At 68.2% G+C, this 23,058-nt stretch carries 22 protein-coding genes; 17 read left to right on the top strand and 5 right to left on the bottom strand.

What is annotated here, in order from left to right; genetic code table 11:
- Positions 1-6: 6 nt before the first annotated feature.
- From alsB to rbr, 14 genes are all read left to right on the top strand, one after another.
- Positions 7-999: a D-allose transporter substrate-binding protein gene (gene alsB, locus STH_RS11675; protein WP_197525169.1), complete on the top strand. Its 993-nt coding sequence runs from the start codon at positions 7-9 to the stop codon at positions 997-999.
- Positions 1,000-1,075: 76 nt separating this feature from the next.
- A complete protein-coding gene (alsA, locus tag STH_RS11670) occupies positions 1,076-2,611 on the top strand; it encodes a D-allose ABC transporter ATP-binding protein AlsA (RefSeq protein WP_011196464.1) in 1,536 nt (511 codons plus the stop codon).
- A gap of 1 nt (position 2,612) precedes the next feature.
- A complete protein-coding gene (alsC, locus tag STH_RS11665; RefSeq protein WP_148205575.1) occupies positions 2,613-3,593 on the top strand; it encodes a D-allose ABC transporter permease in 981 nt (326 codons plus the stop codon).
- Positions 3,586-4,551, top strand: coding sequence for an allose kinase (gene alsK / locus STH_RS11660; protein ID WP_083766086.1), 966 nt, complete (start codon positions 3,586-3,588; stop codon positions 4,549-4,551). The genes alsC and alsK overlap by 8 nt, the downstream gene beginning before the upstream one ends.
- 23 nt (positions 4,552-4,574) lie before the next feature.
- Positions 4,575-5,237, top strand: a complete 663-nt coding sequence (locus STH_RS11655; protein ID WP_338054966.1) for a ribulose-phosphate 3-epimerase — start codon at positions 4,575-4,577, stop codon at positions 5,235-5,237.
- 35 nt (positions 5,238-5,272) lie between these two features.
- Positions 5,273-5,737: a ribose 5-phosphate isomerase B gene (gene rpiB, locus STH_RS11650; RefSeq protein WP_011196460.1), complete on the top strand. Its 465-nt coding sequence runs from the start codon at positions 5,273-5,275 to the stop codon at positions 5,735-5,737.
- Positions 5,738-5,958: 221 nt separating this feature from the next.
- Positions 5,959-6,777 (top strand): TetR/AcrR family transcriptional regulator, encoded by an 819-nt coding sequence (locus STH_RS17400; RefSeq protein ID WP_083766085.1) that lies wholly within the window; start codon positions 5,959-5,961, stop codon positions 6,775-6,777.
- A gap of 54 nt (positions 6,778-6,831) precedes the next feature.
- Positions 6,832-8,208 (top strand): radical SAM protein, encoded by a 1,377-nt coding sequence (locus STH_RS11640; protein ID WP_043713989.1) that lies wholly within the window; start codon positions 6,832-6,834, stop codon positions 8,206-8,208.
- 204 nt (positions 8,209-8,412) lie between these two features.
- Positions 8,413-9,492, top strand: a complete 1,080-nt coding sequence (locus tag STH_RS11635) for a coiled-coil domain-containing protein (RefSeq protein WP_148205573.1) — start codon at positions 8,413-8,415, stop codon at positions 9,490-9,492.
- 323 nt (positions 9,493-9,815) lie between these two features.
- Entirely contained in the window at positions 9,816-10,484 is a 669-nt protein-coding gene (locus STH_RS11630; RefSeq protein WP_043713986.1) for a TorD/DmsD family molecular chaperone, read from the top strand.
- 19 nt (positions 10,485-10,503) lie between these two features.
- On the top strand, positions 10,504-12,882 hold the full coding sequence (locus STH_RS11625) for a dimethyl sulfoxide reductase subunit A (RefSeq protein WP_011196455.1): 2,379 nt from the start codon (positions 10,504-10,506) through the stop codon (positions 12,880-12,882).
- Positions 12,883-12,896: 14 nt separating this feature from the next.
- On the top strand, positions 12,897-13,493 hold the full coding sequence (locus tag STH_RS11620; RefSeq protein WP_011196454.1) for a DMSO/selenate family reductase complex B subunit: 597 nt from the start codon (positions 12,897-12,899) through the stop codon (positions 13,491-13,493).
- Between the two features lie 2 nt (positions 13,494-13,495).
- Positions 13,496-14,344, top strand: a complete 849-nt coding sequence (locus STH_RS11615; RefSeq protein ID WP_011196453.1) for a dimethyl sulfoxide reductase anchor subunit family protein — start codon at positions 13,496-13,498, stop codon at positions 14,342-14,344.
- Between the two features lie 311 nt (positions 14,345-14,655).
- Positions 14,656-15,246, top strand: coding sequence for a rubrerythrin (gene rbr, locus STH_RS11610; RefSeq protein ID WP_011196452.1), 591 nt, complete (start codon positions 14,656-14,658; stop codon positions 15,244-15,246).
- A 66-nt stretch (positions 15,247-15,312) separates the two neighbouring features.
- Here the strand turns inward: rbr and STH_RS11605 are convergent, their stop codons facing one another.
- The 5 genes from STH_RS11605 to STH_RS11585 all read right to left on the bottom strand — a co-directional run bounded on the left by STH_RS11605 (position 15,313) and on the right by STH_RS11585 (position 18,730).
- Positions 15,313-15,759, bottom strand: coding sequence for a PadR family transcriptional regulator (locus tag STH_RS11605; protein WP_148205572.1), 447 nt, complete (start codon positions 15,757-15,759; stop codon positions 15,313-15,315).
- Entirely contained in the window at positions 15,716-16,099 is a 384-nt protein-coding gene (locus STH_RS11600) for a NifB/NifX family molybdenum-iron cluster-binding protein (RefSeq protein ID WP_011196450.1), read from the bottom strand. The genes STH_RS11605 and STH_RS11600 overlap by 44 nt, the downstream gene beginning before the upstream one ends.
- Positions 16,100-16,387: 288 nt before the next feature.
- A complete protein-coding gene (locus STH_RS11595; RefSeq protein WP_011196449.1) occupies positions 16,388-17,185 on the bottom strand; it encodes a gamma-glutamyl-gamma-aminobutyrate hydrolase family protein in 798 nt (265 codons plus the stop codon).
- Positions 17,186-17,297: 112 nt separating this feature from the next.
- Positions 17,298-18,032: an MBL fold metallo-hydrolase gene (locus tag STH_RS11590; RefSeq protein WP_011196448.1), complete on the bottom strand. Its 735-nt coding sequence runs from the start codon at positions 18,030-18,032 to the stop codon at positions 17,298-17,300.
- Between the two features lie 506 nt (positions 18,033-18,538).
- Positions 18,539-18,730, bottom strand: a complete 192-nt coding sequence (locus tag STH_RS11585; RefSeq protein ID WP_043713982.1) for a hypothetical protein — start codon at positions 18,728-18,730, stop codon at positions 18,539-18,541.
- 319 nt (positions 18,731-19,049) lie between these two features.
- On the opposite strand from STH_RS11585, the gene STH_RS11580 reads away from it, so the two are divergent.
- From STH_RS11580 to acs, 3 genes are read left to right on the top strand one after another with little or no spacing between them, the layout of a single operon-like run.
- On the top strand, positions 19,050-19,313 hold the full coding sequence (locus tag STH_RS11580; protein ID WP_011196446.1) for a DUF4212 domain-containing protein: 264 nt from the start codon (positions 19,050-19,052) through the stop codon (positions 19,311-19,313).
- Between the two features lie 13 nt (positions 19,314-19,326).
- Positions 19,327-21,078, top strand: a complete 1,752-nt coding sequence (locus tag STH_RS11575; RefSeq protein ID WP_043713980.1) for a sodium:solute symporter family protein — start codon at positions 19,327-19,329, stop codon at positions 21,076-21,078.
- Positions 21,079-21,093: 15 nt separating this feature from the next.
- Positions 21,094-22,986 (top strand): acetate--CoA ligase, encoded by a 1,893-nt coding sequence (gene acs, locus STH_RS11570; protein ID WP_197525168.1) that lies wholly within the window; start codon positions 21,094-21,096, stop codon positions 22,984-22,986.
- Positions 22,987-23,058 lie beyond the last annotated feature (72 nt).

Raw genomic sequence — 23,058 nt, 5'->3', positions numbered from 1 at the left:
ACCACCGTGACCAAAGTGTCCAGGATCGCTGCCTCCGTGTTGCTGACCGCTGCGCTGGCTGTCACCGTATCCGGCTGTGGAAGCTCCCAGACGCAGACTCCCGGCTCGTCGACCCCCGGCCAGCAGACCGAAACGAAGGCCGAGTACGCCGTCGTTCTCAAGGTGCTCTCCAGCCCGTTCTGGCAGAGCATGCGCGACGGCATCCTCGAGGAAGCCGAGAAGCAGGGCATCAAGGTCGATATCTACGCCGCCAACTCGGAGGATGACGTGGAAGGGCAGGTCACCCTGCTCGAGAACGCCATCAACAAGGGCTACAAGGCGATCGGCGTGGCGCCCATCTCTGCGGACAACCTGGTGCCGGCCGTGGCCGAGGCTTCGAAGAAGGGCATCTACGTCATCAACATCGATGAGAAGCTCAATCTGGAGAGCCTGAAGGGGCTCGGCGGCGCCGTCCAGGCCTTCGTGTCCACCGATAACAAGGCCGTCGGGCGGACGGGCGCGCAGTACATCATCGACCGGATCGGCGGTTCCGGCCAGGTGGCCATCATCGAGGGCAAGGCCGGCGCGGCCTCGGGCGAGGATCGCAAGGCCGGCGCCACCGAAGCCTTCCTGAAGGCGGGGGTCGAACTGGTCGAGAGCCAGCCGGCGGACTGGGACCGCACCAAGGCCTATGACCTGGCCACCAACTACATCGCCAAGTATCCCGACCTGAAGGGCATTTACGCCTGCAACGACACCATGGCCATGGGCGCCCTGGAGGCGGTGAAGAACGCCGGCAAGGACATCGTGGTGGTCGGCACCGACGGCAACGAGGACGCGGTGGCTTCGGTGAAGGCCGGCGAGCTCGCTGCGACCGTGGCCCAGGATCCCGCGCAGATCGGCCGCCGAGGCGTGCAGCTCATGATCGAGGCCGTCAAGGCGGGCAAGGCGATTGACCCCAACGCGGCGCCTGCGATGGAATCGGTCGACGCGATCCTGATCACCAAGGACGCCAACTAGGGTGGCTGACCCGGGTCGGCACCCGGCGGCGCTGCCGCCGGGTGCCGATCACGATGCGGGAGGGAAGGGGTGCGCCATGGAACCGCTCGTTCGGATGGATCACATCACCAAGACGTTTCCGGGGGTCAGGGCCCTCAGCGACATCACCTTCGACATCCGTCCCGGCGAGGTGCACGTGCTGCTGGGGGAAAACGGCGCCGGCAAGTCGACGCTCATGAAGATCCTGAGCGGCGCTTACGAACCCACCAGCGGGACCATCACCGTCGATGGCCGCGCGTACCCGCGGCTCACCCCGGCGCTCTCGGCCAAGCTGGGCATCAGCATCATCTATCAGGAACTGAGCGTGATCAACGAGCTCAGCATCGAGGAGAACATCTTCGTCGGCCGCCTGCCGGTGCGGAAGGTGATGGGCGTCCCGGTCGTCGACTACGCGTTCATGCGGCAGCGGACCCAGGAGCTGCTGGACATCCTGGACCTGCGCCGGTCGCCGGAGACGCTCGTCGGGGATCTGAGCATCTCGGAGAAGCAGATGGTGGAGATCGCCAAGGCTGTGGCGTTCAACGCCAGGGTCATCATCATGGACGAGCCGACCTCGTCGCTGACCGACGCCGAGGTGGAGAAGCTCTTTGCGATCATCCGCCGGCTGAAGGGCGAGGGAAAGGGCATCGTCTACATCTCCCACAAGCTGAAGGAGATCCTCGCCATCGGCGACCGGATCACCGTCCTGAAGGACGGGACCTACGTGGGGACGCGGGACGTGCAGGACGTCACCATGGACGGCCTGGTGACGATGATGGTGGGCCGGGAGCTGAAGGACAAGTACCAGGCCAACACCGACGTCCACCGGACCGGAAAGGTCATCTTCGAGGTCCGGAACCTGACCCGCCGGGACGGGCGCGTGCAGGACGTCTCCTTCGCCCTCCGGGAGGGCGAGGTGCTGGGATTCGCAGGGCTGGTCGGCGCCGGACGGAGTGAGACCATGTGCGCCATCTACGGCACCGACCCCATCCGCTCGGGCGAGATCTGGCTGCACGGCGAACGAATGGAGATCCGCTCGCCCTACGACGCCTTGAAGAAAGGCATCGGTCTGGTCACCGAAAACCGCCGCGAGACGGGCTTCTTCCCGAATTTCAGCATCCGGCGGAACGTGGCCATCGCCCGGCAGCTGAAGCTCGCCCGCTGGGGCGGCCTGTGGGGGCTCGTGAACGAGCGGGACGAGCAGAAGACGGCCGAGAAGGCGCGGGCCGACATGCAGATCAAGTGCGCCTCGCTGGAGCAGAACATCACCGAGCTCTCGGGCGGCAACCAGCAGAAGGTGATCCTCGGCAAGTGGCTGGCGGCGGGCGTGAAAGTCTTGATCTTCGACGAGCCCACCCGGGGCATTGACGTGGGCACCAAGGCGGAGATCTACAAGCTGATGCGGTCGCTGGCCGAAAGCGGCATCGGGGTCATCGTCGTCTCGTCGGAGCTGCCGGAACTCTTGTCGGTGTGCGACCGCATTATCGTCATGAGCGAGGGCCGGATCAGCGCGGAGTTCACGGCCGCGGAAGCGACCGAGGAAAAGATTGTGAAGGCGGCCACCGTCGGCGCCGGAGCGAGTGGAGGGAACTGAATTGGCCAAGGACATCGCGGTGAAGAAGCGTCTTTCGTTCAGCGATGTATGGGACAAGTACAGCACTGTCCTGATTCTCATCCTCATGATCCTCGTGTTTGGCGCTCTGGAGCCCGTGGCCTTCCTCGGGGGCAGCAATCTGATCAAGATCGTGGAGCAGAGCGCGATCACCATCCTCCTGGCCTGCGGCGAGTTCTTCGCCATCCTGCTGGCCGGCATCGACCTGTCGGTCAGCTCGACCATGGCCCTGACCGGCGTGGTGACCGCCAAGCTGCTGGTTGCGGGCGTGCACCCCTTCCTGGCCGTGGTCCTGGGCGCCATCCTGCTGGGCGGGCTGATCGGCGCCCTCAACGGCGGGCTGATCAACGCCACCGGCCTTCCCCCCTTCATCATCACCCTCGGCACCCAGGCCATCCTGCGGGGGCTCACGCTGACCGTCTCCTCCGCCAGAGCCGTATCGGGGGTTCCGGTCACGTTCACCAAGGCGATGGGCGGCAAGCTGTTCGGCGTGGTGCCGACCCCGATCCTCATCGCACTGATCACCGCCCTGGTGCTGACATTCTTCACGAAAAAGACCCAGGCCGGGCGCAACCTGTACGCCATCGGCGGCAACGCTCAGTCGGCCTGGTTTGCCGGCATCAATGTGAAGCGGCACACCCTGCTGGCCTTCACCATCGCCGGCATCTGCGCCGGCCTCGCGGGGATGGTCAACATCGCCCGTCTCGGGGCGGCCGAGCCCAACGCCGGCACGGGCTATGAGACCTTCGCCATCGCGGCTGCCATCATCGGCGGGACCAGCTTCTTCGGCGGCGTCGGCGTCGTGCCGAAGGTGGTGGTCGGCGGTCTGATCATCGGCGTCATCAACAACGGCCTGAACATGGTGGGCGTCTCCTCCTACTACCAGCAGATCGCCATGGGCGCCCTGATCATCGTCGCCGTCACCCTGGACCGCTTCTTCGGCGCGAGCCGCAAGCGTGGATAAGCGTGCGGCCGGCCCGCACGACGAGGAGGTCATCGACTTGTACGACGACGTCGTCCTGGGCATCGACCTGGGTGGCACTCACCTGCGGTTGGGGCTCGTGGACCGGAACTACCAAGTATCGCAGTTCGAGATTCGGAAGACGAGGGAGATTCTCCAGGGCGACCGTCCCGTGCAGCGGCTGATCGACACCGTGTCCGCATACATCGCCGCTCACCTTGGCGACCGGCTGCCGGCCGCCGTCGCCGTCGGCTTCCCCTCCACGGTGGACCGGACCAGGCGGGTCGTGATGTCCACCCCCAACATTCCGGGGTTGAATGACCTGCCGGTCGCCGACCTGATGGAGCAGGCGCTAGGCGTGCCCGTGTTCGTCAACCGGGACGTGAACTTCCTGATGCTGCACGACCTCCTGGCGCACGACCTCGAAGGGCTGCCCATCGTGCTCGGTTTTTATGTGGGGACCGGTTTCGGGAACGCCGTCTTCCTGGACGGCAGGCTGCTCACGGGCAGGCACGGCATGGCCGCTGAACTGGGCCACGTGCCGCTGTTCCGGCTGCAGGACCGCTGTGGATGCGGAAACCCGGGGTGCGCCGAGATCATCGCGTCGGGCCTGCGGCTGGAACGGATCCAACAGGAGCAGTTCCCGGACGTTCCGCTGGAGGAGCTGTTCATCCGGCATGCGTCCCATCCGGCGCTGCGGCAGTTCGTCGAGGACCTCTCGCTGCCCATCGCCACGGAGATCAACATCTTCGATCCGGACTGCATCATCCTGGGCGGCGGAATCCTGCACATGGAAGGGTTTCCCCGGGCCGAGTTGGAAGCCGCCATCTACCGGCACGCGCGCAAACCCTACCCGGGACTCGACTTCCGCATCATCTACGCGGCGCCCAACCAGGAGAGCGGCGTGATCGGTGCGGGGATCTACGCCTACAAGCGACTTCAGAACCCGAGTTACCTCTGAGAAAGGAGACAACTGCCTTGTCGGTGTTGCTGTGCCCGTCGATGATGTGCGCCCATTTCGGCAACCTCGCCCATGAGGTGGCCGAACTGGAGGCCGCCGGGATCGACATGTTTCACCTGGATGTGATGGATGGTCGGTTCGTGCCGAACTTTGGCATGGGGCTGCAGGACATCGAGTTCATTGCCGCCCACGCCACCAAGCCGGCGGACGTCCACCTGATGATCGAGGACCCGGGGAACTACGTGGAGAAGTTCGCGAAACTGGGCATCAAGGTCATCTACACCCATCCGGAGGCGGACTACCATCCGGCGCGGACCTTGCTGAAGATCGCCGACGCCGGCGCCGCCCCGGGGATCGCGATCAACCCCGGGACGCCGGTGGAGGCCATCGAGCCGCTGCTCCATCTGGCCCAGTACGTCCTGGTCATGACCGTGAATCCCGGGTTCGCCGGGCAGCCATACCTGTCGTTCGTTGACGAGAAGGTCGACCGCCTGGCGGAGTTGAAGGAGCGCTACGGTTACCGCATCGTGATCGACGGTGCGTGCACGGCAGCCGTGGTCGAGCGTCTGGCCCCGCGCGGCGTGGACGGGTTCGTGCTCGGGACCAAGGGACTCTTCGGCAGGGGCAAGCCCTACGGCGAGGTGATCGCGGAACTGCGCAGCCGGAGCGGCGACTGCCGGCGTTGACGCTGGACGAGCCAAGACGGAGGAGCGGGAAGCGGATGAGGATTGCCATCGGCAATGATCACGTGGGTACGGAGATGAAGCGGGCCATCGCGGCCCACCTGGAAAGCCTGGGCCACGAGGTGGTCAACTTCGGCACGGACAGCACCGAACGGACGGACTATCCGATCTACGGGGAAAGGGTGGCCCGCGCGGTGGCCGCAGGGGAGGTCGACTGCGGGATTCTCATCTGCGGCACCGGGGTGGGCATCTCGCTGGCTGCGAATAAGGTCAGGGGCATCCGGGCCGTGGTGTGCAGCGAGCCGTACACGGCCCGCCTGTCGAAGCAGCACAACAACACCAACATCCTGGCCTTCGGCGCCCGGGTGGTGGGCGTGGACCTGGCCAAGATGATTGTCGACGAGTGGCTGAACGCCTCGTTCGAAGGGGGCCGCCACCAGCGCCGGGTCGACATGATCGCCGACATCGAGCGCCGGGAGGAGTGCGGGCCGGAGGGGTGCTGAACGCCGCACCCCCGGCACGGAAACGCAGCAAGACCCAGCCTGTTCGTGACCGAACGGGCTGGGTCTTGCGCTTTCGGCGTACCCCGAAAGTGCAGCGGGGCGTGGGCAGAAGAGGCCTATTGGGCTTCTTGTGCGGCGGGGACCCATGGGGTACGCTAATGGTGAATCTATGACTGGATATGCATATCTGGTCAAACTCCTGAAACGGGGGTCGGCAGGGGATGGTGCTCAGGGGGAGAGGCGAGCGCAACGAAGGCCGGGTGGGGAGTGCGGGAAGGGCAGGTGATGCGCGCACCGCAGGCGACGTGGCAGGCGGAGGAGCTGCCGGCCGGATCGAAAGACGGGGCCGGCAGTCCCGGCGGACGGAGCGGGCCCTGCGCATCCTCGACGCGGCCGCGTCGCTGGTGGAGCGGTACGGTTACAGCAAGACCACCATGGACGATGTGGCGCGGGAGGCCGGGGTGGCCAAGGGGACGCTCTACCTGCACTGGAACACGCGCGAGGAGCTGTTCGGCGCGGTTCTGCGCCGGGAGCAGATCCTGCTCACGCGCAGCTTCCTCGACCGCATGCGGGCCCAGAAGCAGCCGCTCACGGTGCACGCCCTCTTCAAGCAGGCGGCGCTGGGGCTGCTCGAGCGCCCGCTGGTGCGGGCGGTCTTCACCCGCGACGTGGAGGTGGTCGGCAACCTGCTCCGGCGCGAGCAGCGCGATCACCCCGAGCAGAAGGAGCTGTTCCACCTGCTGTTGGACTTCCTCGGCCGGTCCAACCTGATGCGGCGCGACCTCACACCCCAGGCCCAGGCGTTCCTGGTGAGCGCGATCTTTCTCGGGTTCTTCCTCATGGTCTCCTGGGTACCCGACCAGGCGGAGATGAGCGACGAGCAGGTCGCCGGCCTCATGGCGGACACCGTGGTGGCGGCGCTGCACCTGGACGGACAGGCGACGCCCCGGGAGGAGGCGGAAGCGGCGGAGGACGTGCTGAGGCACCTGGAGGAGCTGGTTGCCCGGGAGGAGGCTGCGTTCCAGGCGGAGTTGGCGTGATCGGCCCCGCAGGGGGCAGTTGGCGCACCGCAGCATCCGAAGGAGGGAAGGTTGATGAATCTCGCTGAGACCTATCTGGGCCGCCAGGTGTTGGAATACCTGATCGGGATGGTCATGCGCAACCCGGAGGAGAACCTTCCGCGTCTGGTCGACTGGGTGGTCCACAACGCTCCCCTGGAGAGCCATCGCGAGATCGCCGCCAAGGTGAAGACCTACCTCGACGACGAGAGCAGCAACTGGCACCAGCTGGGCATGCGGATGCTCACCGAGACGCACCCCAACGTGCGCAAGCGCACGGCGGTCAACTTCTTCATCAACGCCAGCCTGGTCGGCATCCCCAAGCAGCGGGAGGCGGAGAAGCGGCTGGGCGTCAAGGTGCCGTGGGCCGTCCTGATGGATCCCACCGCCAAGTGCAACCTGCGCTGCATCGGCTGCTGGGCGGGCGACTACGAGCTGCGGCCCGAGCTCAGCCTCGAGACCATGGACCGCATCTGCCGGGAGGGCGGAGAGCTGGGCATTCATTTCTACGTCATCTCGGGCGGCGAGCCCATGGTCCGCCAGAATGACCTGCTGGAGCTGGCCAGGCGCCATCCGGACAAGATGTTCCACATCTACTCCAACGGCACGCTGATCACCCGGGAGTTCGCCCGGGAGGCGGCGGAGCGGGGCAACATGGTTTTCGCCCTCAGCCTGGAGGGGCTGGAGGCGTCCACCGATGCCCGGCGGGGCAAGGGCGTCTTCCAGAAGGTGATGGACGCCATGGACATCCTGCGGGAGGCGGGGGTCATCTACGGCTTCTCGGCCACCTACACCCGCAAGAACACCGAGGAGCTGGGCAGCGAGGCGTTCATCGACAGGATGGTGGAGAAGGGGGCCGCCTTCGGCTGGTTCTTCACCTACATCCCCATCGGTCGGGACGTGGACCTGGAGCTCATGGCGACCCCGGAGCAGCGGGCGTACATGTTCGACCGCATCACCGCGTTCCGCCGCACCAAGCCGATCTTCCTGGTGGACTTCTGGAACGACGGCGAGGCGGCCGTCGGCTGCATCGCCGGCGGGCGCAAGTACTTCCACATCAACTCCGCCGGCGACGTGGAGCCGTGCGCCTTCGCCCACTACGCCACCTGCAACATCCACGAGGTCTCGGTCGCGGAGGCCCTGCAGAACCCGCTGTTCAAGGCCTACCAGAAGCGGCAGCCCTTCTCCGGGAACCTGCGCCGACCGTGCCCGATCATCGACCATCCGTATGTGCTCCGCGACATGGTCAAGGAGTCGGGGGCGTACTACACGCAGAAGAGCGACAACGAGACGGTGGACGAGTTCGCCGAGAAGCTGGCGGGCTACGCGGCGGCCTGGGGCGAACTGGCCGACGAGATCTGGGAGAAGAGGCTGGCCGGCGCTCCCGCAGGCATGGACGGGGGCAACGACTGAGCCGGGAAGGTCAACCTGACGGGCGAGTGTGGGGCGCTGCACCTCTGATGCGGCGCCCCGCTGCGCGCCGCCGTCCGGAGCGCCGTGCGGAGCGCCGTCCGGCCTCGGGGGCCGGACGCCCGGCGGCGCGGCCCGCACAGGGCAGGAGAGGGATCGCCCGCCGTAGTAATGACAAGAGAGCGCACGGCGAGAGGAGGGGCGTGTATGAGGGGAGCGCGTCTTGTGGGTCTGCTCTGCCTCATGGCCCTGCTTCTGGCGGTGCCGGCGCCCCGGGCGCAGGTCGCGGGCGCCGCCGGCCAGGACCGCGCGGCGGTGCTGCAGGAGCTATTCGTCCTCAACCGCCGGCTGGAGGAGGCGCGCGCCGCCCTCGCCGACGTGGAGGCGCGCCTGCGCGCGGTCTCGTCCCAGGAGGAGGCGGCCCTCGCCGACCTGGCCCGCCTGCAGGAGGAGCTGGCCGCCCGCAGGGAGCAGTACGGCCGTCGGCTCCGGTACTATCGGGAGCAGGGCAACCGGGGCCCGTGGGTGCTGCTGCTTACCGCCGGGTCGCTGGCGGATTTCCTCTGGCGGCTGGACGCGCTGAAGCAGATCATGGACTACGACGCCCGCCTGGCCCGGGTGCTCATGGAGACGCAGGCGGCGGTGGCGGCCCAGGCGGAGCGGCTGGCGCAGGCCCGGGCCGAGGCCGACCGGCTGCGGGACGAGCAGCTCGCCCGGGTGGCGGAGCTGGAGGCGGCCATCGCAGACCGTGAGGCGATCCTGGCGGGCCTCGGCGACGAGCGTGCCGAGGTGGAGGAAGCCCTGGCGGCGGTGGAGGCCGACTGGCAGCAGAGCGCCATGCCTGTCCTGGACGCCCTCGGGCAGGCTCTGCAGCAGTTGGGCACCGCGGGTCTCCAGCCCGACGACCTCCGCTTCTCCCTGTTCCCGCCGAGCGCGGTGGCCACCATCACCGAGGAGCAGCTCAACGCCTACATCGGCGGCTACGACGCGCTCGCCGGCCTGCGTGTGGACCTGGTGGGGGAGGAGGAGGCCTTCGTGCTCTCCGGGACGTTCGCGGACGTACCGGTGGAGATCAGCGGCGGCTTCCTGGTGCTGCCCGACGGCAGGCTGCGGTTCGAGCCCTCGTTGATGCAGGTGCGCGAGTTCCGGGTGCCTGAAGGCGTCATCGCCGAGATCGTGTCCCAGGGTCTGCTGGACATCGACGTGAGCTCCCTGGTGGCGCCGCTTACGCTCACCGGGGTCGAGCTGACCGACGGGCGGATGACCGTCCGGGCCGGCCTGAGATGAGCGGTCGGCGGACCCCTGACGCTTAGAATTATGGAAGAGCCGGGTCTCCCTCAGCGGAGCCCGGTTCTTTTGTGTCGGCCCGGCCGAGCCTGCCGATGCCCGGTCGCGCAGGTCTGCCCGCGCTCCCCGCGCATAGTCCGTAGACCCCCGGTATGCATCCGGTTTCTATCCTAGGTCCTGCAGAGGAGTACTCCTCAGTTTTGAGCAGAAATCGTTGTCCCGACGGCGATACCGGCCTTTCCGCACTGTGCGGCACAATGGGGACAAAGCTCGTGAGGGCCGTCACCGTGCTGGCGGTCCCCCGCGGAAGGAGGGAGTTGGCCGTGGATTTGCCGGACCTGGCGTGGTACTGCGAGGTTCGGGCCGAGGTGTACGGGCTTCTGGCCAGGTTGTTTCGCGATCCGCCCGACGAGCGGCTGCTGGCGGTGATCCGTCACCCCGATTTCGTCCGGGAATGGCCGGTGGGTCGGGGACAGCCGGATGTCGACCGTGGCCTGGAGCGGCTGGCCGCCGCTTTGCCGGCCGTGGACCCGGACGCGCTCCGACACGAGTTCTGGCACCTTTTCGGAACCCTGGGCCCGGCCGCCGCGCCACCGTGGCAGTCCGTGTACCTGGACCGGGAGGGGGCCCTGATGGGCGAGGAGACCCTCCGGGTCAGGGCGCTCTACGCCAGGTTCGGACTGGAGGCGGAACTGGCGGTTGCCGTGACGGACGACCACATCGCCGTTCAGCTGGCGTTTGTCAGCGAGCTCTCCCGCCGGGCGGCGGAGCGGCTGAGGACGGGGGATGTCGCGGGCGCCCGGGATCTGCTGGCGGGGCAGCGCGAGTGCCTCGCGGAACACTTGCTCCGCTGGGCGGACCGTTTCGCGACGAAGGTGGAGGCCGCCGGGGGAACGGGCTTCTATGCCGGCCTGGCCCGGCTGACCCTGGGTCTGCTCCGGGTGGACTGCAAGTTCCTGGAAGAGGTAGCCGCGGAACCTGTTCGCACCTGACACCGAAGGAGGTAACAAGATGCTGCCGGAGATTTCCCGCAGGAGCTTCCTCAAGTGGTCGGCGGTGGTCGGTGCCGGCGCTGCCCTCGGCGGGGCGGCGGCGCTGGATACGGGCCTGAAACCGCTGGCGCGCACGGCGGAAGCGACCGGAACCCCCGTGCCGGACAAGATGGTGTGGCAGCAGTGTACCGTCAACTGTGGCGGCTACTCGTGCGCCCTGCGGCTGCACGTGAAGGACGACGTCATCGTCCGCGTCGACACGGACCAGCTGGACCGGTCCGGTTTCCCGGCGATGCGCGCCTGCCTGCGCGGCCGGGCCACCCGGAAGTTCGTGTACAACCCTGACCGGCTGAAGCAGCCCATGAAGCGGGTAGGCAAGCGGGGCGAGGGCAAGTTCGAACCCATCACCTGGGACGAGGCCTACACGCTGATCGCGGAGAACCTGGACCGGATCATCAAGACGTACGGCAATCAGGCCGTGTTCAACCACTACGCCTCCGGCACGGACGGCACGAGCCGCACCCCCATTCCGCGCCTGCTCAACATGCTCGGCGGTTACCTGGGCTACTACGGGACTTACTCCTCCGCTTGTTATACGTGGGCGGCGCCGTACACGTACGGCAGCGCGGGCTGCAACTCGGCCGATGACCTGGTCAACTCCCGTCTCATCGTGCTGTTTGCCAGCAACCCAGGTGAGACCCAGCCGGGCGGCGGCAACGAGTTCCACTGGCTGATGCAGGCCAAGCGGGCCGGCGTCAAGATCATCGTGGTCGATCCGCGCCTCTCCGACACGGCGAAGGCCCTGGCGGACGAGTGGATCCCCATCCGCCCGACCACGGACAACGCGCTGATCGACGCGATGGCCTACGTCATGATCACCGAGAATCTCCACGACCAGGCCTTCCTGGACAAGTACTGCGTGGGCTTCGATGACGCGCACCTGCCGGCAGGCGCCCCGCCCAAGTCCAGCTACAAGAGCTACGTGCTGGGTGAGGCCGACGGGGTGCCCAAGACCCCGGAGTGGGCGGAGGCGATCACCGGCGTGCCGCGGCAGACCATCGTCCGCCTGGCCCGGGAGATCGCCATCACAAAGCCCTGCGCGCTGCTCCAGCACTACGGCTGGCAGCGGAACGCCTACGGCGAGCAACCGGTGCGGGGCCTGCCCGTGCTGATGGCCATGACCGGGAACATCGGCCGGAGCGGAGGCGGCACCGGGCTGACCCCCTCCCGCAAGGGCGCGCCGAGCCCGAGCATCCCCACCGGTACCAATCCGGTGAAAGCGCAGATCCCGGTCTTCATGTGGACCGAGGCCATCGTGCGGGGCAAGGAACTAACGGCCAAGGACGGCGTGCTCGGGGCGGACAAGCTGGACGCGAACATCAAGTTCATCTGGAACTACGGCGGCAACACCCTGATCAACCAGCACTCCGACGCGGGCGCCACGCACCGCATCCTGCAGGATGAGTCCCTCTGCGAGTTTATCGTGGTCCACGACGTCATGATGACCCCGTCGGCCCGGTACGCCGACCTCCTGCTGCCCGACCGGACCAGCTACGAGCGGCTCCACCTGGGCCGGGGCAGCACCAACGTGATGGGCGACCGCTTCTACCTCGGCGTCCCGGCCATCACGCCGCTCTTCGATGCCAAGACCAATTACGAGGTCTGCGCCGGCGTCGCCGCGAAGCTGGGCATCTACGACCAGTTCACCGAGGGCAAGACCTGGGAGGACTGGTGCCGGGAGGCCATTGCGGCGCTGGGCGAGAAGAACCCGGGCTTCCCCACCTGGGAGAAGTTGCTGGAGGATCCGATCGTGCGCGGCACGCAGGAGAAGCCGGTGATCGCCTTCGCCAGCTTCATCGCGGATCCCGAGAGCAATCCGCTCAAGACGCCCTCGGGCAAGATCGAGATCTACTCCGAGCAGCTGGCCAGGCTGGGCGCGGAGCGGGGCAACGCGGATGAGCTCCCGCCCATCCCGAAGTATGTTCCCGCCTGGGAGGGTCCCAACGCCCCCGCCGAGCTGCGGGAGAAGTACCCCCTGCAGCTGGTCGGCCACCACACCAAGCGGCGGGTCCACTCCACCCACGACAACAACCCGTGGCTGGAGGAAGTGGAGCCGCAGATGCTCACCATCAACGAGATCGACGCGGCCGAGCGGGGCATCAGGGACGGCGACATGGTGCGGGTCTGGAACGACCGGGGCGAGGTCCACGTGCGGTGCCGGGTCTCCAAGGCCATCATGCCCGGCGTCGTCGACCTGCCGCAGGGTGCCTGGTACACGCCGAACGCGAACGGCATCGACACCCGCGGCTGCATCAACGTGCTGACCAAGTACCATCCGACCCCGGGCGCCAAGGGCAACCCCCAGCACACCAACCTGGTCCAGGTGGCCAAGCTCTGAGGAGGTGAGCAGGAATGCAATACGGGTTCTTCATCGATGCCAAGTACTGCGCCGGATGCAAGACCTGCCAGATCGCCTGTAAGGACCGGGCGAGCCTCGAGGTTGGCCAGCTGTTCCGCAAGGTGGTGAACTACGAGGACGGCGGCTGGGTGCAGCGCGGTGAAGGCTGGGTCCACAACGTCACCTCGTACTGGTTCTCCATCAGCTGCAACCACTGCGCCGATCCGGCCTGCGTGTACGTCTGCCCCACCGGGGCGATGTACAAGCGGTCCGACAACGGCCTCGTGCTCGTGAACCAGGACGACTGCGTGGGGTGCCAGAGCTGCGTCTGGGCCTGCCCGTACGACGCCCCCCAGTACAACCCTGAGGTGGGCAGGGTGCACAAGTGCGACGGCTGCATCGACCGGGTGGAGGCCGGGCAGCGGCCGGTCTGCGTGGACGCCTGCCCGTACCAGCTGATCGACTTCGGCGACATCGAGGAACTGCGGGCCAAGCACGGCGGCACGGCCTGGGTGCAGGGGCTGGCCGATCCGTCCCGTACCCGCCCGTCCCTCCTGGTCAACCCGCCGACCGGGGCCATCAGCTCGCCGATTGGAGGGAGCCGCAAGTGAACATGCACGACTGGTCGTTGATTCTCTACACGCTCTGCCTGCAGTCGTCCGTGGGCATCTACGTGGCGAGCCGGCTGGTGCTGTGGAATGCGGAATCGAAGGAGGCGCGGATGCGCTTCCTGTACCTGGCCCTGGGCCTGGGCATCGCGGGCGTGCTGGCCTCGCTGACGCACCTGGGGTACCCGCTCAACGCGCTGAAGACGATGGGGAACCTGGGCACGTCGTGGCTGAGCCGTGAGATCCTGCTGACGCTGCTGTTCGGCGTGACCGGCATCGCGAGCGTGGTGCTGGAGCGGCAGGAGGTGGGCAGCCGCGAGACGAGAAACGGCTGGGCGGTGCTGACGAGCCTGGCGGGCCTTGCGCTGATCTACGTCATGTCGATGATCTACCGCACCACGGCCTTCCCCGCCTGGACGCACGTGTCGACGACGCTGGTGTTCTACGCCACTGCGGGGCTGATCGGCACGTCGGCGGTGTTCGCCGGGCTGTGCTGCCGGACCGGTGGGGAGGAACCCCGGGGCCTGATGGGTCTGGTGGTGGGCGCCATGGCGATGCTGGCCCTGCAGGTGATGGCGCTGGCGCTGCACGGGGTGTACCTGGGCACGGCCGGTCCCGAGGCGCAGGCCACCGCCGCCCTGATCGCGGGGGAGTGGTCGGCGCTGTACTGGAGCCAGATCGTGTGCATCGCCGCCGGGACGGGGATCATGATGCCGCTGGTCTGGCGGCGGGTGGCCCAGAAGAAGCTGGCGAACATGCCGCAGTTCGCCGGCGCCCTGGTGGCGCTGGTGGCCCTGGGCGAGCTGGCCGGCCGGGTGGTGTTCTACGCCACGCGGGTCAAGATCGGGCTGTAGCGCCTCCGCCGCTGCGCTGAAAGCTCGCTGCCCCGGTCCGCCCATGGACGGGCGAACCGGGAACGCGGCCCCGGCTCCCCCCGACGGGGCGGGCTGGGGCCGCGTCGCGCCCGGACGGCCGGAGACGCGTCGGCCGGGGGCAGGCGGTGGTCGATGGGACTATGCCGGGGGCCCGGGGGATTCGGTCGGGGCAGGCCGTCCGGACCAGGGGGCATGGGTCCTTTGGACAAGTGAAACCGAGAACAAACTCGGGTAGAATGGGGATGTACACCAGCGACCGCGGACCCCTCGCTGGGGAAAGGAGAATCCGTATGAACCTGAAAGGCACCAGGACGCTGGAGAACCTGCTGAAGGCGTTTGCGGGGGAGAGCCAGGCCCAGGCCCGGTACATGATGTACGCCAAGGTCGCCCGGGACGAGGGGCTGGAGCAGATCGCCGCGATCTTCGAGGAGACAGCCCTGAACGAGGCGGAGCACGGGAAGCGGTTCTTCAGCCTGGCCGCAGCCGGGCTGGAGGGTGAGATGCCGGCCGACGTGGAGATCCAGGCCGCGTACCCGATCGCGATCGGCAACACCGTGGAGAACCTGAAGGCCGCCGCCGCCGGCGAGCACCACGAGTGGGCCGAGATGTACCCCGAGTTCGCGGACATCGCGGAGGCGGAGGGGTTCAAGGAGATCGCCACGGCGTTCCGGATGATCGCCAAGGCGGAGACCGCGCACGAGACCCGCTACCGCAAGCTGGTGGAGAACCTGGAGAAGGGCGTCGTCTTCCAGCGCGACGGCAAGTACTTCTGGAAGTGCCGCAACTGCGGGTACATCCACGAGGGCACGGCCGCGCCGAAGTTCTGCCCGGCATGCCAGTACCCGCAGGCGTACTTTGAGATCTTCGTGGAGAACTACTAAGTTTAAGGAAGGCGCGCGACGGCCCCTGTGCCCGGTCCCGGGCACAGGGGCCGCGCTTTTCGTCTGCTACCGGCTGTCCTCCCCGAGGCTGCGCGCCTCCGCCACGAACCGGGCCATGGCCTGAGACAGCCTGTCCAGCGTCTCCACCCACTCCCCCAGGTACTGTTCGCCGCTCTCGGTCAGCCGGTAGAGCCGGCGGGCGGGGCCGCTCTGGTCGGCCTCCCAGCGGGACGTCACGTGCCCGGCGGCCTCCAGGTGCTTCAGGGTCCGGTAGAGGGAGGCCCGCTCGATCTCGGACTCGGTCAGGGCGCACTCCCGGACGACGCCGGCCAGGTCGTAACCGTGGCTCTCTCCCTTCCGCTTCAGGGCGAACAGCACGACGGGCTCGACGAAGCGGTACATGTGGCCCATGCCCGAGCGGCGCTCCCGGCACCGGGGATGGTGGTGGTGTGCCCGGCGCATCGCCCGCTCACCGCCCTTCCCCTGCGTGACGGTGGCAGCAGCCCTGCCCATGGTCGTGCCCACGGCCCGGATCGGCGGTGACCAGGGTGCCGTCCAGGTACTGCCTGACCACCTCTTCAGGGTCGATGCCGGGCGCACCCAGGACGACGGTGATCCCTTCCCGGTCCAGGGCGTGCCGCATGCCCGGGCCCATGCCCCCGGCGATCACGACGGCCGCCCCGTTCTCCTTGATGAATGCCGCGAGGGCGCCGTGGTCGTGCGGGGGCGCCGGGAGGATCTGCGGGCCGGTGATCTGCCGGGTTCCGGGATCGACGTCGAAGAACGCGAAGGCCGGCGAGCGGCCGAAGTGCGGGTTCAGGCGGTCCTCCTGCACCGGTACGGCGATGCGCATGGTCACACCCCTCTCAAAGGTCCTTCCTGACTCCCCGGCCGGGCCGCGACGGGTCCCACCCGGGCCCTGCCCCGGCTGTCCGGCCCGTACGCCGGCGCAGAGCCGGGGGTGTCGTGACGGGGCGTACCCTGGTAGAGGAGTCAATCATCTAGGTGAATGTATCACCTACATTATGATTGCTCTCGTGCGTCACTGTCAAGGCGGAGGGAATGGCACCGACGGCGCGGGAACGGCCGGCGCCCCTGGCGGGGGGCCGGCCGCGGGGATGCACGGGCCCTGCGGTGCGGCTCAGAAGACGGCGCACCGTTCCCCGGCGTACGCGGCGGCGGCGGAGACAAACGCCCGGAACAGATTCAGCATGTGGGGGTTGCTGCGCACCAGCCGTTCCGGGTGGAACTGCACGCCGATCACGAAGGGGTAGCCGGGGCACTCGATCGCCTCGACGACGCCGTCCGCCGAGAACCCGGTGACCTGCACGCCGTCGCCTGGTCGCCTCACGGCCTGGACGTGGAAGCTGTTGACCATGGTCTCCGTGACACCCAGGGAAGCCGCCAGCAGAGAGCCGGGGAGTACGTGCAGCGGGTGCCATGGCTGGTCCGGCGGCGCGGTCTGGGCGTGCCGCTCGCTTTCGTTCTTCGGGAAGATCCGGGGCCAGAGCGACCCGCCCAGGATGTCGTTGAGCATCTGCATGCCGTGGCAGATGGCGAGCACGGGCATCCGTCGGGCCAGGGCGCCCCGAAGCCAGCGGCTGTCCGAGTCGTATCGCTCCGGGTTCTGCTCCCGGAGGCCGGGGAGCTGCTCGCGCTGGCGCAGCCGCCGGGGGAGGGGCGTCTCCGTGCCGGTGACCAGGAGGCCGTCCAACTGGTCCAACAGGTCGTCCTCATCGTCGAGGCACGTGGGCAGGATGACCGCGTGCCCCCCGGCAGCCCGGATGGCCCGCACGTTCTCCTGGGTCACGTACAGCAGGGGCCTGCCGCTGATCAGGGGCCGGTCGCACTCCCGGTCGAAGCTGGGCGTGATGCCGATGATGGGCTTGCGGGCCGGGCGGCGGTCCGCGGGACCCGCCGCACGGAGGCTCGCCGTCAAGGGTGCCACCTCCAAGGCAGAGGTCACCACTGGTTGTAACCGGTTGGTATCATGGAATGCCGCACCCGGCCCAAAGATGCATCCCCGGCGGCGGGTGCCCGCCCCGCGACAATCAGACCGGGTACGTCCGCATCTCCACTGCCGCTTCCGCCGGCGGGAAGATCGCCCGGGCCTCCGCCTCGGCCTCGGCCGCAGGGGTGGACGGCAGGAAGTGGGTCAGCAGGAGCCGGCCGACGCCGGCCCGGAGGGCCAGATCGGCGGCTTCGGCCGCGGTCAGGTGGCCCCGCCGGTTCTGCCCGTTGGCCGCGACGAAGGTGGACTCGGCGATGAGCAGGTCGGCCCCCCGGGCGAAGGGGGCGAGGTCGACGCCGGCGCCGGTGTCGGCGGTGTAGACCAGCGTGCGGCACCCGTCGGTGATGCGCATGGCCCAGCACGGTTCCGGATGGTCGGTCCGGGCGAAGGTCACCCGGAGCGGGCCGACGGCGAGCCCTTCATCCACCGGCAGGGGCAGAAGCCGCACCCACCTGGCGCCAAAGCTGGAGGGCTCCAGCCAGCGGCGGTCGGGGTTGTCGCCGCCGGGCGCGTAGATCGGCAGGGGCTCCCGCCCGGGGGCCTGGTCGGCCATCAGGTACTGGAGGCAGTGCAGGTCGGCGATGTGGTCGTGGTGCAGGTGCGAGACGAGCACGGCGGTCAGGTGGGCCGCGGGCACCTGCATCTGCAGCCGGGCGACGGTGCCGGGACCGCCGTCCAGCATGAGCGCGACGCCGCGGGCCTGCACCAGCAGGCCGGGGCATGCCCCGCCGACCGGGGCGTAGGGGGAGTACCGGCCCAGCACGGTGACCAGCATCGGCAATCCCTCCCGAATGGGGAACTGGAACGATGGAGTTGCCCTTACTGTAGCACAGACGCGGGGCGTGTGCCCCCTCGTTTGCCGGGCCGTGAGCGGCCTGTGCAGGGCCAGGCGGAGGAGGCTGCGTGCGGCTTTCCCGGCCCGGTGTCCGCAGCACGCTGCCGCTCTTGGGGGGTATGGGTGGACGAGGGCACCCCGGCGGGTATTGTTGCGGCTTCGGAGGGGCCAGTGGCGCGCAGAATCTGCACCTGCGTGTCAGCAGTAGGTGCAGATTTTGCGCGTTCGCCCCCGCGTGCACGCCGCGAGGTCCGGGTGACAAGCCGGATTCGGCGCGTGATGGCCCGGGTGAGGACGGCAGAGCGGCGCCCGAAGTACCCCTGGGGGGTATGGTCGGGGTCGGAGTGGCGCTGGTTGCGCGCAAAATCTGGGATGACCGCGGCGCTTGGGGTTCAGATAGTGCGCGGGGTCAGCCGCCTGGCCGGGACCCGGGCCCGGGTTCAGCTTCACTGGCCGCCATCATCGTCGTCCTCCAGCTCCCGGGGCAGGTTGTCGCCCCGCTCGCCGGAAGTCTGCAGCTTGTCCAGCCCGATCAGGTAGGCGAAGACGGACCCGTGGGCCTCGGCGACATGGTGGCGCATGTACCGCCCGGCATAGTACAGCCGGTCGCCGACCGGGTCGATGACGCCTTTCTCCACCTGGTGCCCGCAGCAGCGGAAGGTGTTAGGTTTGCGCGCTCTCCGTGTACCCCCGCTTGATCTCATCGAGGGAGGCATCGGTGACCTCGCTGGTCAATCGGGAGCGGCTTTCTGCCGCGCCCGCGCCCGGAGGGCCCGAACCCGGGTAGAGGCGTGGCCAGCGGGGCATCGGCGCCGCCGGGGGCGCCAGACATTCCCAAGTTCCATAATGAACTTGTATACATAGATGCATGACTAGAGGAAATAATGAGAATTCCGAGTAAATATTCTTTCCGGTTGCGGCTTCGCAACCGGAAAACCGGCAAAGGGGAGAGTGGATATGAGTCCCAAGGATGCGGAGCGGTATGAGCAACACTTCCGGGCGAACCTCGGCCTGGCGGTGAAGCTGTTGCTGGTCTGGTTCCTGGTCTCGATCGGGGCCGGCGCGGTGACGGAGTGGCTGGACCAGTTCCGCATTCTCACCGGCTTCCCCCTGGGGTATTACATGGGGGCCCAGGGGGCGCAGATCACCTTCGTGATCCTGATCTTCATCTACGCCTTTCGCATGCGGGCCATCGACCAGAAGTACGGCGTGGACGAGTAGGGGGTGAGCGCGCGTGTTCAGTCAAATTGACCGGCTCGGCCGGATCTGGGGCATGTACACCCTGGCCTTCGGGGTCTTCGTCGTCGTCCTCTGGCTGATGGAGTCCGCCGGCCTGATCGGAAGCCGCGCCATCGGCTGGACCTTCATGGTGCTCACGATCGGCATCTACGCCACCATCGGCATCCTGTCCCGCACCGGCAACCTGGACGAGTACTACGTGGCCGGGCGCACCGTCCCGGGCATCTTCAACGGCATGGCCACCGCGTCCGACTGGATGAGCGCCGCCTCCTACATCTCCCTGGCCGGCACGCTCTACGTGCTCGGGCAGGAGGGGCTCTCCTACACCGTCGGCTGGACCGGGGGCTACGTGCTGCTGGCCATGTTCCTGGCGCCGTACATCCGCAAGCTGGGCGCCTACACCATCCCCGACTTCGTCGGCGTGCGGTATCCGGGCGCCTTCCCGCGGGTGGTCGCGGTGATCGCCGCCATCATCGTGTCCGGTACGTACCTCATCGCGCAGGTGTCGGGCGTCGGCATCATCATGTCCCGGTTCCTGGGCATCGACTTCCGGGTCGCCTGCTTCGTCGGCCTGCTGGGCATCCTGGTCTGTTCCATGCTGGGCGGCATGAAGGCCGTCACCTGGACCCAGGTGGCCCAGTACATCATCCTGATCATCGCCTTCATCGTGCCGACCGTCTTCGTCTCGCAGAAGATCACGGGCATCCCGTTCCCGCAGCTGATGTACGGAAAGGCCCTCACCGACGTGGCCGCGACCGAGGCGGCCCTGGGCATCGCCAAGGACTACCTCACGCCGTTCAACGACTGGACCCGGGCGCAGTTCCTGGCGCTCATCACCTGCCTGATGTGCGGCACCGCTGGGCTGCCCCACGTGATCGTGCGCTTCTACACCACCCCCAACGTGCGGGAGACCCGCTTCTCGGTGGGCTGGGCGCTCTTCTTCATCGGTCTGATGTACATCACCATCCCGGCGTACGCGGCGTTCGCCCGCTGGGAGGTCCTGCATAACGTCGTCGGCCAGCCCATCGACGCGCTGCCCGGCTGGGTCGAGGCGTGGACGAAGACCGGTCTGCTCACCATTGACGACGCCAACGGCAACGGCCTGGTGGAGTACGCCGAGTTCGGGCTCAACTCCGACCTGGTGGTGCTGGCCATGCCGGAGATCGCCGGCCTGCCCTACGTGGTGGCGGGCCTGGTTGCGGCCGGCGGCCTGGCGGCGGCCCTCTCCACCGCCGACGGCCTGCTGATGGTGGTGGCCACCGCCATCTCCCACGACATCTACTTCAAGCTGATCAACCGCAGCGCCAGCGATCGGACCCGGCTGACCATCTCCCGGGTGATGCTGGTGACGGTGGCGGCGATCGCCGCCTACATCGCCAGCCTGCGGCTCAGCATCATCTCCGACATCGTCGCCTGGGCCTTCTCGCTGGCGGCCGCGTCCTTCTTCCCGATCCTGGTGCTGGGCATCTTCTGGAAGCGCATCAACACCGCCGGCGCCATCACCGGCATGATCGCCGGCCTGGTGACCACCCTGGGCTACATCATCTGGTCCTACAACACCGGCCAGTCCATCGGCGGCATCCTGCCCAACGCCGCGGGCATCTTCGGCATGCCGCTCAACTTCCTGCTCACCATCGCCATCTCGCTCGCAACCGCACCGCCCAGGCAGGAGATCCAGGCCCTGGTGGACCGGCTGCGCTTCCCAAAGCACCTGCACGACGCGGCGGCTCCGGCCACCGGCGACTAGCGGGGGTGCATGTCTATGGAAGCGCAGTTTGCCCAGCTGCTCCAGGGGAAGGGGCGCATCGCCCCTCCCCCGGAGCTGGCCCGGTCTGCCCACGTGACCGACTACGAGGCATATTACGAGGCCGTGATGGCGGATCCCGCGGCCTACTGGGGCCGGGTGGCCCGGGAGGAGGTGCACTGGTTCCGGCCCTTTGACCGGGTGGTGGAGGGGGACGGGCCGGATGCCCGCTGGTTCCTGGGCGGGCAGACCAACATCTGTTACAACGCCGTGGACCGGCACGCGGACGACGAGCGGCGCAATAAGGCGGCCCTGATCTGGCTGTCGGAGGACGGCCGGGAGCGGGTCTTCACCTACGCGATGCTCCGCCGCCAGGTAGCCCGGCTGGCGGGGGGCCTGCAGCAACTGGGGGTCGGCAAGGGCGACCGGGTGATCATCTACATGCCGCTGACCCCGGAGGGGATCATGGCGATGCTGGCCTGCGCCCGCATCGGGGCGATCCACAGCGTGGTCTATGCCGGGCTCGGGGCCGGGGCGCTGCGGCAGCGCATCGAGGACGCCGGCGCGAAGGTGGTGCTCTGCGCGGACGCGGGCTACCGCCGGGGGAGGCGGATCGACCTGAAGGCCATCGTCGATGAGGCGGTGGAGGGGAACCCGCAGGTGGAGCACGTGGTGGTCCACCGCCGGGCGACCCCGGCCCTGGAGCTGCAGGAGGGCGAGACCGACTTCGCCGAGCTGCTCACCCGGGGCTCGGCGGACACCCCCTGCGAGGTGATGGACAGCGAGGACTGGCTGTTCATCCTCTACACCTCGGGCTCCACCGGCAAGCCCAAGGGCGCCGCCTACACCCACGGCGGCTACATGGTGGGCACCACGCACCTGTGGCGCATCGCCTGCGACATCCGGGAGAACGACATCTACTGGTGCACGTCGGACATCGGCTGGATCGTGGGCCACTCGATCATGGTCTACGGCCCGCTGGTGAACGGCTCCACCATCCTGGTGCGGGAGGGGGCGCCGGACTACCCGCACCCGGGCATCGTCTGGGAGATCGTGGAGCGGTACCAGGTGAACAAGCTCTACACCGCGCCCACGGCGGTGCGCATGTTCATGCGGATGGGCGAGGAGCACCCCCGGCGCTATGACCTCTCCAGCCTGAAGCTGATGGTCTGCGCCGGCGAGCCGCTCAACCCCGAGGCCCAGCTCTGGGCCTACGAGCACATCATGCAGCGGCGGGGCCCGGTGCTGGACAACTGGTGGCAGACCGAGACGGCGGCGCCCACCATCGGCACGCTGCCCTGCATGGACGTGAAGCCGGGACGGGCGGGGAGGCCCTTCCCCGGCATCCGGGCGGAGGTGCTGGACTCCGACGGAAAGCCCGTGGCTCCCGGAAAGGGCGGGCTGCTCTGCCTGCGGGGGGCCTGGCCCCACATGTTCCGCACCATCTGGGGCGACCGGTCCCGGTACGAGGCGTACTGGCAGACGGTCCCCGGTGTGTACACCTCCGGCGACGTGGCCACCGTGGACGAGGAGGGGTACATCGCCGTCCTGGGCCGGGCGGATGACGTGCTGAATGTAGCCGGCCACCGGATCGGCACCGCCGACGTGGAGTCGGCCCTGGTGAGCCATCCGGCGGTGGGTGAGGCGGCCGTGATCGGCAAGCCTGATCCGGTGAAGGGGGAGGCGATCAAGGCGTTCGTCATCCTCCGCAGGGGGTACGAGCCCAGCGAGCAACTGGCCCAGGCCCTCATCGGCCACGTGCGCCACCAGCTGGGGGCGATTGCCGCGCCGGCGGAGATCGCCTTCGTTGCGTCGCTCCCCAAGACCCGATCGGGCAAGATCATGCGCCGGGTGCTGAAGGCGCAGGAGCTGGGGCTGGATCCGGGGGATCTGACGACGATCGAGGAGTAGCGCCGGTCCGCGCGGCCAGGCGGAACGGCGCTGTCGGCCACAAGATGGCCGGAGAGCACGCAGACGGACCGG

The organism is Symbiobacterium thermophilum IAM 14863, assembly GCF_000009905.1.
In the GTDB taxonomy this organism is placed as follows: Bacteria; Bacillota; Sulfobacillia; order Symbiobacteriales; family Symbiobacteriaceae; genus Symbiobacterium; species Symbiobacterium thermophilum.
Note: the sequence above shows the minus strand (reverse complement) of the source record. Positions and strands in the feature narration are given on the sequence as shown.

Coding starts and splice junctions, on each gene's coding strand:
- rpiB (WP_011196460.1), top strand. CDS start 5,273: ATGAGGATTGCCATCGGCAATGATCACGTGGGTACGGAGATGAAGCGG.
- alsA (WP_011196464.1), top strand. CDS start 1,076: ATGGAACCGCTCGTTCGGATGGATCACATCACCAAGACGTTTCCGGGG.
- STH_RS11640 (WP_043713989.1), top strand. CDS start 6,832: ATGAATCTCGCTGAGACCTATCTGGGCCGCCAGGTGTTGGAATACCTG.
- STH_RS11620 (WP_011196454.1), top strand. CDS start 12,897: ATGCAATACGGGTTCTTCATCGATGCCAAGTACTGCGCCGGATGCAAG.
- STH_RS11615 (WP_011196453.1), top strand. CDS start 13,496: ATGCACGACTGGTCGTTGATTCTCTACACGCTCTGCCTGCAGTCGTCC.
- STH_RS11600 (WP_011196450.1), bottom strand. CDS start 16,099: ATGCGCATCGCCGTACCGGTGCAGGAGGACCGCCTGAACCCGCACTTC.
- STH_RS11590 (WP_011196448.1), bottom strand. CDS start 18,032: ATGCTGGTCACCGTGCTGGGCCGGTACTCCCCCTACGCCCCGGTCGGC.
- STH_RS11635 (WP_148205573.1), top strand. CDS start 8,413: ATGAGGGGAGCGCGTCTTGTGGGTCTGCTCTGCCTCATGGCCCTGCTT.
- acs (WP_197525168.1), top strand. CDS start 21,094: ATGGAAGCGCAGTTTGCCCAGCTGCTCCAGGGGAAGGGGCGCATCGCC.
- STH_RS11580 (WP_011196446.1), top strand. CDS start 19,050: ATGAGTCCCAAGGATGCGGAGCGGTATGAGCAACACTTCCGGGCGAAC.
- STH_RS11605 (WP_148205572.1), bottom strand. CDS start 15,759: ATGGGCAGGGCTGCTGCCACCGTCACGCAGGGGAAGGGCGGTGAGCGG.
- STH_RS11625 (WP_011196455.1), top strand. CDS start 10,504: ATGCTGCCGGAGATTTCCCGCAGGAGCTTCCTCAAGTGGTCGGCGGTG.
- STH_RS17400 (WP_083766085.1), top strand. CDS start 5,959: ATGGTGCTCAGGGGGAGAGGCGAGCGCAACGAAGGCCGGGTGGGGAGT.
- rbr (WP_011196452.1), top strand. CDS start 14,656: ATGAACCTGAAAGGCACCAGGACGCTGGAGAACCTGCTGAAGGCGTTT.